Genomic DNA, 11,723 nt, shown 5'->3' with positions numbered 1-11,723 from the left:
CGACCTGGCCCGTGCGGCATCCGAGCGGATGGACAGCCAGCCGGCCGACCCTGCACCGAGCGCTACGCCAGCGACTCCCGCCGGTGAGTGGGCGGTACAGGTGGGCAGCTTCGGCGAGCCGGGCAATGCCGAGCGGCTTCACGCCCAACTGGAGGAGCAGGGCTTCTCTGTCTATAGCCGTCGCCGGGACAACAACATGACCACGGTATACGTCGGGCCCTATGACTCATCCGAGTCCGGCGAGCGTGCCATGGCCGAACTGAAGGAGCAGGCCAACCTTCAGGGGCTGCTGGTGCGGGTGAGGGAGTGATGCAGAGAGTGAGCCCATGTTACTGACCTGGATCGACTGGATATTTCTCGGCGTACTGGCGGTGTCGACCCTGGCGGGGTTCATGCGTGGACTGATTCGTGAAGGGCTCGGACTCGCCGCCTGGATCATCGCCCTGCTGGCAGCACGACTGCTGGCCGAACCGGTGGCGGATCTGCTGTCGGGTTTCATCGACAACCCCGATGGCCGTCTTGTGCTGGCCTTCGTGCTGGTGATCCTGGGCGTCATCCTGCTCTGCGGTATCGTCATCCGCATGGTTCATGCAGCGGTGGAGTGGGTCGGCATGGGGTTCTTCAATCGCGTGGCCGGCGCCTGTTTCGGCGTGGCGCGGGGAACGGCGATACTGATCATCGCGACCATCCTGATCACGCTTACACCGCTGGCGCAGCTGCAAGCCTGGCAGGAGGCGGAGCTGAGGCCCGCCTTCGAGCAGCTGCGCGACTGGGCGGTCAGTCAGCTCGAGGCTTGGGAGGATCGAGTGCCGGAGACGCCCGAGTCGTGGCGAAACCTGTCATTTCCCGAAGGCCGCGAAGCGGCCGAGCCCGAGGCCCCCGACGAGCAAACGCTATGAAACACACCCGTTTTCAACATCGGCTCTGACCAGCCGATTCTCGACGATTGACCCTGAACTGCGAACGACAAGCGAACGACAAGCCGGCCCAGGCCGGCCCCCATGGCAGCGAGGTAAGGTGGAATGTGCGGTATCGTGGGCCTTCTGGCCAAGCAGACCGTCAACCAGGCGATCTATGACGCTCTGACAGTGCTACAGCATCGCGGACAGGATGCCGCCGGCATGATGACCTGGAGCGAAGGCCGCTTCCTGCTCCGCAAGAGCAACGGTCTGGTACGCGATGTCTTCCACACTCGCCACATGGCGCGACTCAAGGGCAACGTGGGCATCGGCCACGTGCGCTATCCCACGGCGGGTTCGTCCAGCGAGGCGGAGTCCCAGCCTTCTACGTCAACTCCCCCTACGGTATTTCCCTGGCGCACAACGGCAACCTGACCAACTCGGATCAGCTCAAGCAGGAGCTGTTCTCCTCCGATCTGCGTCACATCAATACCAGTTCCGACTCCGAGGTGCTGCTCAATGTCTTCGCCCATGAGCTGGGCAAGCAGGGGCCGCACCTTGAGCCGGGCGACATCTTCGATGCCGTGCGTCGTGTCTATCGTCGCTGCCGGGGTGGCTACGCGGCCGTGGCGATCATCAACGGCTTTGGCCTGGTGGCGTTCCGCGATCCCAACGGCATTCGCCCGGTGGTGTTCGGTACCCGCGACGAGGGCAACGGCCAGGAGGTGATGATCGCCTCGGAGTCGGTGGCACTGGACGTGGGTGGCTTTGAACTCCACCGCGACCTGGCGCCCGGCGAAGCGATCTTCGTCGACATGGAAGGCAATATCCATACGCAGTCCTGTGCCGACCGGCCCAGTCTCGCGCCCTGTATCTTCGAACATGTCTACCTGGCTCGCCCGGACTCCATCCTCGACGGGGCCTATGTCTACGGTACCCGCATGCAGATGGGCCGTAAGCTTGGCGATCGCATTCGCAACGAATGGCCGGAACACGACATCGACGTGGTCATCCCGATTCCCGATACGTCTCGCACCTCGGCCCTCGAGCTGGCCCAGCACCTGGGCGTGACCTACCGTGAAGGCTTCATGAAGAACCGCTATATCGGCCGCACCTTCATCATGCCGGGTCAGACCCAGCGAAAGAAGTCGGTGCGCCAGAAGCTCAACGCCATCGATATCGAGTTCAAGGGCAAGAACGTCCTGCTGGTGGACGACTCCATCGTGCGCGGTACCACCTGCAAGCAGATCATCCAGATGGCCCGGGAAGCCGGCGCCAACAAGGTTTATTTCGCCTCGGCGGCGCCGCCGGTGCGCTACCCTAACGTCTACGGGATCGACATGCCGGCCGCCACGGAGCTGATTGCCCATGGGCGCAGCGAAGCGGAGGTGGGCGAACTGATCGGCGCCGACAGGATCTTCTATCAGGACCTGGACGACCTCAAGGCGGCCTGTCGTGAGGTGAACCCGGAACTGGCCACCTTCGATTGTTCGGTCTTCGACGGTCGCTACATCACCGGCGATATCGATGCCGGCTACCTGTCGGCCCTCGAGGCATCGCGCAACGACGCGGCCAAGCAGCAGCAGAGCACGGGTGGTCACGCGCTGGTGGGAATGCACAACCAGGACGACGACATCGACGATTGATCGGCTATCACGCTCTTCACCACCGTAGCCAAGAGCTCTCTATCACTGTAGCCAAGAAGAATGGGACCGAACATGCAAGACGACCCGACATCGGAAGCGGCCTGGGCGCTGGAGACCCAGGCGATTCGCGCCGGTCACCAGCGCACCTTCGAGCAGGAGCACAGCGAGCCGATATTCCCCACGTCGAGCTTCGTCTATGGCAGTGCGGCGGAAGCCGCGCGGAAGTTTGGTGGTGAGGAGGCCGGCAACGTCTACTCGCGCTTCACCAACCCCACGGTGCATACCTTCGAGCGGCGTCTTGCGGTCATGGAAGGGGGCGAGCGCTGCGTGGCCACCAGTTCCGGCATGTCGGCCATCCTGGCCACGGTCATGGCACTGCTGTCGGCGGGGGATGAGATCGTCGCCTCCCGCTCGCTGTTCGGTTCGACGGTCAGCCTGTTCGACAAGTATTTCGGCAAGCTGGGCATCACCACCCGCTATGTGGAACTCGCCGACCTGTCTGCCTGGGAGGCGGCCATCACGCCCAAGACCCGGCTGCTGTTTGCCGAGACGCCCTCCAATCCGCTGTCGGAGGTCGTCGACATCGAGGCGCTGGCCGAGATCGCCCACCGTCATGATGCGCTGCTGGCCATCGATAACTGCTTCCTGACGCCGGCTCTCCAGCGGCCCCTGGCACTGGGGGCCGACCTGGTGATTCACTCGGCCACCAAATACCTGGATGGGCAGGGCAGGGCAGTGGGCGGTGCGGTGGTCGGGCGTAACCAGGAACTCGAAGAGGTCTTCGGTGTGGTACGCACCTGCGGCCCCTGCCTGAGCCCCTTCAACGCCTGGATCTTCACCAAGGGGCTTGAAACCTTGAGCCTGCGCATGCGTGCCCATTGCACAAATGCGCTGGCGCTGGCTCAGTGGCTGGAGCGGCATCCGGCAGTGGAGCGGGTCTACTATAGCGGCCTTGAGCATCATCCTCAGCATGCGCTGGCATCGCGTCAACAGCAGGGATTCGGCGCGGTACTCGGTTTCGAGGTGAAGGGCGGGCGTGAAGGTGCCTGGTCGGTCATCGATGCCACGCGAATGCTCTCCATCACCGGCAACCTGGGCGACGTGAAGACAACCATCACGCATCCTGCCACCACGACTCACGGGCGTCTCTCCGAGGAGCAGAAAGCCGCGGCCGGGATCGCGGAGGGGCTGATTCGGGTGGCCGTCGGTCTGGAGAATCTCGAGGACATCCGTAGCGACCTCGCCCGGGGCCTCGACGCCCTGGTCTGAGCCGGCGGCCGGGGCGGTATCCCGGCCGGCTCCACCAGTGAATTGTCTGATGCTCAATTAGTTCCAGCTGCTTTGCGTTGCAGCATGGGATTTTTCCGAACGTTACATGCAGGTTTTTTCAGCGGACCTCCCTGTCACCCTCGGGTAAGCTTGCGAACGATTCGTTTTTTCGAACGAGGATGTCGCATGTGGCGTAACACTCGCTCCGGCTGGGGCCTGATCAGTATCGCACTGCACTGGCTCAGCGCCGTCACCATTTTCGGGCTCTTCGCGCTGGGCTGGTGGATGGTCGACCTCAGCTACTTCCACGCCTGGTACAACCTGGCGCCCTGGTGGCACCGCTCCATCGGCATGCTGCTGCTGTTCGCCACCCTGTTGCGCCTGGCGTGGCGTTTCATGCAGCCGACACCTGCCGCCCAGGGCGGTCGCTTCGAGCGTCTGGCGGCGCATCTTGGCCACACTGCCCTCTATGGGCTGTTGCTGGTGGTCATGATCAGCGGCTACCTGATCTCCACCGCCCGGGGGCGCGGGATCAGTGTCTTCGATTGGTTCGAGGTGCCGGCACTGATCAGTCGGCTGCCCAATCAGGAGTCCATCGCCGGGGAGATTCACTGGTACAGCTCCCTGGCACTGATGGTGCTGGCCGGTGGCCATGCCCTGGCGGCATTCAAGCACCACTTCCTCGATCGGCACGACACCCTGACGCGTATGCTCAACCCGTCGCGTTCACGCCGCGGTTGAGCGGTCCGTTTCGATGGCGCCACCCAGGCGTCGCCATTACCCCCGAGTCGTTTCATCCCCAAGGAGAGACCTTCATGCTGAAGAAGACAACCCTCGTTACTGCACTGACCGCCGCTGCCCTGATCCCGCTGTCCCAGGCCCAGGCCGCCGACTATGTCGTGGACACCGACGGCCAGCACGCCTTTATCCAGTTCAAGATCAACCACCTGGGCTACTCGTACATCCTCGGCAACTTCGAGTCCTTCGAAGGGCGCTTCCACTACGATGCCGATAACCTCGAGGCTTCCAGCGTCGAGATGGAAGTCGACGTCACCAGTCTCAACAGCAATCACGCAGAGCGCGACCGTCACTTCCTCAGCGATGACTTCCTGAGTGCCGGCGACTACCCGACCGCCACCTTCGTTACCACCGGCTTCACCCCCAATGGTGACAGCGAAGGCGTATTGTCCGGCGAGCTGACACTGAAAGGGGAGACCCGCGAGGTCGAGATGCCGGTCACCCTGATGGGGGAGGGAGAGGATCCCTGGGGCAACTATCGGGCCGGCTTCGAGGGCAGCACCATGCTGACGCTGGAAGACTATGGCATCGACATGAGTGACTTTCCGGAAGTGATGCACGAGCTCGAACTCTACGTGACCTTCGAAGGCGTTCGTCAGTAATTTAGCGCTACCCATCTGATCTTATGGAAAAAATATGCCCCCGAGGATCACCTCGGGGGCATTTCTTCTTCAAACGGCTCGTTCCGGGAGCTTTCAGTGAGTCTCGTTGAGCACCGCTTCGGGGAAGTGGCGTCTCAGCATGCGGTTCTGGAATTCATCCACGAAGCGGCTGTTGATGATGATGATAAACCGCTCGAAGGGGGCCGCAACATTGCACTGCCTGATGCCATCGACGCTATGAAACACTCTGTCGTCACGAAGATGAAGAATATCACCGGGATCCAGGGTGGCATCCAGTAGGGAATGCCTCCCCTCCTTGTCACGGTAGAGATGATTTTCGGCTCCGGCGACGTTCTCCCTGTTTAGAACCATGATGCTCAGCGCCTTGCAGCCATCGGCGTGAATGCCCTGGCCCTGGAGTGGATCGACACACCCTTCTCCGCGTACGCCCGTAATCTGCATCAGGATCGGCTCCCGGGGCCCGATACTCCAGAGCCTTGCCCAGGCCCGCACGAAGGCTTTGACATCCGGCCGCGATATGAACTCCCGGGTAAGAGGCGCATAGTAGCGCAGTCGGTCGGCCATGCTTTCGGCATCGTTGAAGGCGCCGCCCTGGGCCATGGGGCACTCCCCCATGTCCTCGACATCATTATTCTCGTTGAGTGTCAGCCATGACATACGCTTCCAGCGTAGATTGACGTAAGGGTCGCGGGGGAGGTCGGCGAGATAGCCTTGCCAGGCGGCCAAATCAATCCTCGAACGGACCTCGGCTCTTGCCCAGTGTCGGTGAGCCAGTGATTCGATGACGTCTCCAGGCCAGTAATCCGCCGAGGGGTGGGCGGGCATGGTCGTGTGATCAAAGCCGTGCTTGAGCGTATCAAGTTTCATGATGATTTCTCCTGTTGAGCGAAATTGCCCAGTTGTTGCCTGTTGAAAACAACAAGGCAGCAGGAGAAAAATGAGAACATTTGTTGCAAAAAGCAACGAAATGTAGTGAGAAATAGTGGCTTCGCGATAGGCTTGCCGGACCAGTGAGTGTATAACTATTAGTTGTACATATCCCATGCTGGTAAGCAAGGCAGCCTATACAAAGCTTGGCTTCGACCCTTTGCGCTGAATGAGGTTCCTCATGACTGGCCGCGAAAACCGTCGCAGACGAGGGCCGGAGTGCCCACTGGAGGAGAGCCACAAGGACCGGTGTGACATGACCGAATCCGAGCCCTCGCTCGACAGGCTTGATTCCGGCGCGTGCGAAAATGATGTGGACTTGCTGCGGCGACAGTATCTGGAAAGCGAGCACCGGTTTCGTGCCCTGCTGGAAAGCCTGCCCAAGGTGGCGGTTCAAGGCTATGACCGCGATCGGCGCGTCATCTACTGGAACGAGGCCAGTAGTCGACTCTACGGATACAGTGCCGAGGAGGCGCAAGGTCAGTTGCTGGAAGACCTGATCATTCCAGACTTCATGCGCGAGGGTGTTGTCCAGGCCCATCGAGCCTGGATCCAGAATAATATTGAAATTCCGGCGGAAGAGCTGGAGCTCCAGCACAAGAGCGGGGCACTGGTACCGGTTTTCTCCCACCACGTTATGCTGGGGGAGCATACCGACTCCCCCTTGATGTTCTGCGTAGACGTGGATCTCGCCGACCAGAAGCGAGCGCATCGTGACCTGGATTTTGCCACTCGCTTCGATAGCCTGACCCATCTCTTCAATCGCCAGACCTTCGAAAACGAGCTTGGGCTGCTGATTCAAGACTGCGAGCGTCAGGGGCATCACCTGGCACTGGTATATCTGGATATCGACCACTTCGTGGAGGTCAACGATGCGCTGGGCTACGAGCAGGGGAACTACCTGTTGATCGACCTTGCACATCGCCTGCGTCGATGCCAACGAGCAACCGACCTGATCGCTCGTGTCTCCAGCGATGAGTTTGTACTGGCCTTTCCCGGCCTGCTGAAGGAAGCGGATATCAGGCGCCTGGTGAGCAATGTCCAACGGGTCTTTCGTGCCCCCTTCGTGCTGAACGGTCGCGAACGACAGATATCAGCCTGTATCGGTGTGGCCCTCTTTCCAGACAATGGACTGACGGCGCGGGACTTGATCCGTAATGCTGATGTGGCCAAGAACCGGGCCAAGTTGGATGGTCGTGGAAGCCTGCGATACTTTCAGCAGCAGTTGCACGATGAACTGGTGCGGCAGCACGATCTTGGAACACAGCTTGACCAGGCACTGGAGAAGGGGGAGTTCTCCCTGCATTATCAGCCACAGGTATCGGCGACCAGTGGTCGGATCGAGAACCTGGAGGCGTTGCTGCGCTGGCAACCAGCGGAGGGCCCTCAGGTGGCGCCGGCCGAGTTCATTCCACTGGCCGAGCGATCTGGCCTGATCCATCGTCTGGGAGACTGGGTGATGGAGGAGGCCTGTCGTCAGCAGCAGGTCTGGAAGCGCATGAACTTCGGTGAACATCGAATCGATATCAATATCTCCGGGAGCCAGCTCATACGTCCCGGCGTCCTTGAGCGTTTCGAGTCTTGCCTGACGCGGTATGGGTTGGCGCCACAAGATATCGGTATCGAACTGACGGAAAATGTCCTGATTGACGCTGACGAGGGCGTGCTCGAGGGGCTGACACGCCTCTATCATAGAGGCGTGCGCATCGCCATCGATGACTTCGGCACCGGCTACTCATCGCTGAGCTACCTGAAGCATTTTCCAGTTACGGCCCTCAAGATCGATCGCTCCTTTATTCGTGACGCCCCGAATCAACCCAAGGATCGGGCCATCATGGAGGCTGCGATCTTTATCGGCCATCGTCTTGGCCTTGAGGTTGTCGCCGAAGGCGTCGAGAACGCTGAGCAGTTGACACTGCTCAGGGAGATGCGCTGTGACCTCATACAGGGCTATTTCTTCTACCGGCCGATGCCGGCCGAAGAAGTGGTTCGCCTACTGGCTGGCTTTGTCCCTGGCCATGAGGGGCTATCGGACTGAACGTCAGCGTGCATTGACGTAGAATACCGGCTCCCTTGCAGACTGGAGCCGCTGTGGTCGCTGCTGACAAGACTCAAGCATCCCTGGGCCTGACCCTGTGGCGCCAGACCTGGCCCATGGCCATCGGCGTGCTGGCGCTGCTCGGTTTTCAGCTGGTGGATAGTGCCTTTATTGCCCGGCTGGGCACCGCGCCGCTGGCAGCACAATCCTTCACCTTCCCGCTATCGTTCCTGGTCATCGGTGTTCAGGTCGGGCTGGGGATCGCGATTGCCGCGATGATTTCCCGCACTCTGGGGGCAGGCGAACAGGAACGCGCCCGGCGACTGGGCTTTCTGGTTCTGCTGGTGGGTACGGCCCTGATCGCACTGCTGGCGCTGCTGCTCTGGTGGGTACAGGAGCCGGTATTCGCTCGTCTGGGGGCCGATGCGGCCACGCGTGAGCTGATTCGAGCCTACTGGGCACCCCAGCTGCTGGCGGCATGGCTGGGTGCCGCGCTCTACTTTGGCTACAGTCTATTTCGCGCCCATGGCGATACGCGACTGCCCGGCAAGCTGATGGTCATCACCAGCCTAGTAAACTTGACGCTCGATCCCTTGTTGATCTTTGGTATCGGGCCCTGGGAGGGGCTGGGACTGCCCGGCGCCGCCTGGGCAACGACGCTGGCATTCAGCTGTGGCCTGCTGGTACTGGGACGTCGCCTCGTGGGTACCGACTGGTTGTCGCGTCGTGGTCTGGGAGGGGAGCTGGTTCGCTCGGCACGCCCCTTCGCCGGTATTGCGGGCCCCGCCATGATCAGCCAGTTGATGCCCCCTCTGGCAGCCATGCTGGCCATCTCGGTGGTGGCGGGTCTCGGCGAAACCACGGTAGCGGCCTGGGGGTTGGCCAGCCGTCTCGAGACGGTGTCACTGATGGTGGTTCTGGCCATGACCATGTCCCTGCCTCCCTGGCTGGGGCGCTGCTATGGCGCGGGCGACTGGGACCAGATTCACCGGCTCATGAAGCTGGCGCTCAAGGTCGTCATGGTCTGGCAACTGGGGCTCGGGGTGGTGATGGCAGGGGCAGCACCCTGGGTCGCGTTGGCGCTCTCCGGCAACCCCGAGGTGCGCGATGATCTGGCTATCCTGATCCGGTTTCTGTTGCCGAGCTATACCCTGCTCGGCGTCTGCATGCTGGTGGTCTCGGCGGGTAATGCCCTGGGCTGGCCACTGCGGGCCATGCTGCTTTCCTGTGCGAGACTCTTTCTCTTCTACCTGCCCTGTCTATGGCTGGGGGCGCAGCTCGGAAGCCTCACCGGTTTGGCGCTGGGAGCGGCGGCCGGTAATCTGCTGGCCGGATTGACCGCCTGGTATATGCTGCGGCGCATCCTGGGCAGTCCCCAGCGCCGCGGCAGTGGCAGGGAAGGCGTCGGGTCTGTTCGGCCGCTGCCGGAAGTCACGAGCAACGGGCCGAACTAGTTGTGTTTTCCCTTGTCAGGGGTAGGGTGGGTGGCCATTCAGCCACAGACTTGTCCATGACGAATCGGAGTAATAAATGACATTAGTCAAGCTTGTAGCAACGGCCCTTGTGACACTGGGTATGGCATCACCGGCCATGGCACAGCAGTCCATGCAGGCACCGCCGCAACAAGGTGACCAGGTTGATCAGCTCAATGAATTGCTGGATCTGGACGATGGCCAGCAGCAGGAAATTCGTGGACTTCTGGATGACGCCCAACAGCGTCTGCAGCCCAAGGAGCAAGAGGCTCAGGCCCTTCAGACTCGGCTGGGCGACCACATCGTCCCGAATTTCGATGAGTCAGCGATTCGTCAGGATGCAACAAGGCTGGGTGAGCTGACCGGTGAGCTCGCCGCCGAGACGACCCTGCTGCAGGCCAGGGTGGAAGCCGTCTTCACCGAAGAGCAGCGCAATCAGCTGGAAGAGGTGATGGCACAGCAGCAGCAGCAGATGAACCAGATGCAGGAGCAGATGCAGCAGCAGCAAGCTCCGCCCGCGCAGTAATAAAGCCGCCTGACCGATGGGCGCAATCGCTGATGGGTCTTCTATGGGCGCCACCGGGCCGTGAGCCTGGTGGCGTCCTGCCGTCAGGCGCCCGGCGGAGGCTGCCCACGTCAGTGGTATTCGCCAGCACCGGCAACCCCGCCGGGAGTCCTTCGGCCTCCCATCGCGAGCTGAAGCTACTCCTACAAGGTGGCAATTGTCTGATAAGGCTGGAAAAACAGCTGTAGGAGCGCTGCTCCGCATCGCGACTGGCGCCGTCAGGCGCCTTGGCGGAGGCTGTCATGGCCGGCGACGATCATCAGCGCCAGTGACACCGCCCGCTTCACGCCGGTCTGCGATGAACCCGAAAAAAGGCCCTGCCGGGTAAACCCGGCAGGGCCTTTTCGGTGGTTGAGCGGGCGACAGGCCTAGTCGGCAGCGGGAGGCGTGGCGGGTGTCGGTCGTGGAGCAGCAAGGCGCTCCTGTTGCCAGGCGAAGTAGAGGAAGAGCACCCCCATGCCCAGATAGCCCAGGGTGTAGTCGGAGGCCGCATTGAAGGCCAGTTCGGGTGCATGCATCAGGCCCACGAAGGAGAACCCCGCTGCGATGGCGGCAAACACGGCGGCACGACGGAACTGGTGGTCGATCACCGATACGGTCATCGCGCCGATGAAGATGGCCATGAACATGGCGCCCTGGCCCATGGCGACGATACCTCCCGAAATATCGGCAACCACATCGCCGGCCCCACGATTGAAGCGTGTCATGACGTAATTGGCGAAGTAAGGCAGCATGGCCAGTGCAATGGCGGGGTAATAGCGCGTATCGTTGCTCTGAAAGGCGGTGGCGATCATCGACATCCCGACGAACACCAGGATCGGTGCCACCACCGATACGGGAATGATGGCGGCCAAGGCCGCAATCAGGCCGAACATGGTGGCAATGGCATAGACGGCACCGTTGAGAATGCTGTAGCCGCGACCGGCCCCCATCCACTTGGCGCCTACCGTGGCGATGTAGACGGTGGTGGGAAAGACACCGCCGAACAGCGCACCGATCATGGTGCCGGCACCGTCCACGGCCTGGCATTCGCGGACGTCATACTTGTCACCGGCGGCTTCCATGGCCTCGACGTTGTTCATGGTTTCAATCGCATTGTAGAGGGTGATCGGCAAGACCACCGTCAGCACCGCCAGCATACCGGTGAACAACAGGCCCAGGCCCTCGAGCCAGGCCAGGTTGGGCAGCAGCGGGTAGAAGCCAGATGGGTGAAGGCATCGCTGAAGCGCTCACCGCCGGCATCGCCGATCAGGTAGGCCATGGCGGTACCGATCACGATGGCAAAGAGCGAGGTGGGAATCCGGAATGGCATGGATACCCTGGCGACCAGGCCGATGATGATGATGGCCAGCACCAGCAGGCCGACGATCGGCATCTCCAGGGTCTTGAACAGCATCTCGCCGGCGATGAAGGTGAGTGCGACACCGGCCACGGCCCCGAGCATGGCGGCACGAGGCAGGTGGTACTGCACCCAGCGTCCCACCAG

Annotated in this window: 9 protein-coding genes and 2 pseudogenes; 9 read left to right on the top strand and 2 right to left on the bottom strand. The window is 61.7% G+C overall.

Annotation, left to right across the window (positions count from 1 at the left end; genetic code table 11):
* The 6 genes and pseudogenes from Q427_RS15980 to Q427_RS15955 form a co-directional block, all read left to right on the top strand.
* The coding region (locus Q427_RS15980; protein WP_043515717.1) for an SPOR domain-containing protein at positions 1-310 on the top strand (310 nt) is incomplete at its 5' end.
* Between the two features lie 16 nt (positions 311-326).
* Positions 327-899, top strand: a complete 573-nt coding sequence (locus tag Q427_RS15975; RefSeq protein WP_043515715.1) for a CvpA family protein — start codon at positions 327-329, stop codon at positions 897-899.
* A gap of 123 nt (positions 900-1,022) precedes the next feature.
* Positions 1,023-2,545: pseudogene (purF, locus tag Q427_RS15970) on the top strand (amidophosphoribosyltransferase).
* 72 nt (positions 2,546-2,617) lie between these two features.
* Entirely contained in the window at positions 2,618-3,814 is a 1,197-nt protein-coding gene (locus Q427_RS15965) for an O-succinylhomoserine sulfhydrylase (RefSeq protein ID WP_043515713.1), read from the top strand.
* A 186-nt stretch (positions 3,815-4,000) separates the two neighbouring features.
* A complete protein-coding gene (locus Q427_RS15960) occupies positions 4,001-4,555 on the top strand; it encodes a cytochrome b (RefSeq protein ID WP_043515710.1) in 555 nt (184 codons plus the stop codon).
* Positions 4,556-4,629: 74 nt separating this feature from the next.
* A complete protein-coding gene (locus Q427_RS15955; RefSeq protein WP_043515707.1) occupies positions 4,630-5,214 on the top strand; it encodes a YceI family protein in 585 nt (194 codons plus the stop codon).
* A gap of 93 nt (positions 5,215-5,307) precedes the next feature.
* Here the strand turns inward: Q427_RS15955 and Q427_RS15950 are convergent, their stop codons facing one another.
* Positions 5,308-6,102 (bottom strand): 2OG-Fe dioxygenase family protein, encoded by a 795-nt coding sequence (locus Q427_RS15950; protein WP_043515705.1) that lies wholly within the window; start codon positions 6,100-6,102, stop codon positions 5,308-5,310.
* Between the two features lie 316 nt (positions 6,103-6,418).
* On the opposite strand from Q427_RS15950, the gene Q427_RS15945 reads away from it, so the two are divergent.
* From Q427_RS15945 to Q427_RS15935, 3 genes are all read left to right on the top strand, one after another.
* A complete protein-coding gene (locus Q427_RS15945) occupies positions 6,419-8,200 on the top strand; it encodes a putative bifunctional diguanylate cyclase/phosphodiesterase (RefSeq protein ID WP_051496440.1) in 1,782 nt (593 codons plus the stop codon).
* A gap of 116 nt (positions 8,201-8,316) precedes the next feature.
* Positions 8,317-9,654: an MATE family efflux transporter gene (locus Q427_RS15940; RefSeq protein WP_051496441.1), complete on the top strand. Its 1,338-nt coding sequence runs from the start codon at positions 8,317-8,319 to the stop codon at positions 9,652-9,654.
* 76 nt (positions 9,655-9,730) lie between these two features.
* On the top strand, positions 9,731-10,198 hold the full coding sequence (locus Q427_RS15935; RefSeq protein ID WP_043515702.1) for a Spy/CpxP family protein refolding chaperone: 468 nt from the start codon (positions 9,731-9,733) through the stop codon (positions 10,196-10,198).
* Between the two features lie 407 nt (positions 10,199-10,605).
* Here Q427_RS15935 and Q427_RS15930 read toward each other — a convergent pair.
* Positions 10,606-11,723: pseudogene (locus Q427_RS15930) on the bottom strand (NCS2 family permease); the annotation flags it as partial.

The sequence above is a fragment of the Halomonas sp. BC04 genome, from assembly GCF_000568385.1.
Note: the sequence above shows the minus strand (reverse complement) of the source record. Positions and strands in the feature narration are given on the sequence as shown.

Bases quoted from the DNA above. Each gene is read 5' to 3' on its own strand.
- Q427_RS15975 (WP_043515715.1), top strand. From the start codon at position 327: ATGTTACTGACCTGGATCGACTGGATATTTCTCGGCGTACTGGCGGTG.
- Q427_RS15965 (WP_043515713.1), top strand. From the start codon at position 2,618: ATGCAAGACGACCCGACATCGGAAGCGGCCTGGGCGCTGGAGACCCAG.
- Q427_RS15960 (WP_043515710.1), top strand. From the start codon at position 4,001: ATGTGGCGTAACACTCGCTCCGGCTGGGGCCTGATCAGTATCGCACTG.
- Q427_RS15955 (WP_043515707.1), top strand. From the start codon at position 4,630: ATGCTGAAGAAGACAACCCTCGTTACTGCACTGACCGCCGCTGCCCTG.
- Q427_RS15950 (WP_043515705.1), bottom strand. From the start codon at position 6,102: ATGAAACTTGATACGCTCAAGCACGGCTTTGATCACACGACCATGCCC.
- Q427_RS15945 (WP_051496440.1), top strand. From the start codon at position 6,419: ATGACCGAATCCGAGCCCTCGCTCGACAGGCTTGATTCCGGCGCGTGC.
- Q427_RS15940 (WP_051496441.1), top strand. From the start codon at position 8,317: ATGGCCATCGGCGTGCTGGCGCTGCTCGGTTTTCAGCTGGTGGATAGT.
- Q427_RS15935 (WP_043515702.1), top strand. From the start codon at position 9,731: ATGACATTAGTCAAGCTTGTAGCAACGGCCCTTGTGACACTGGGTATG.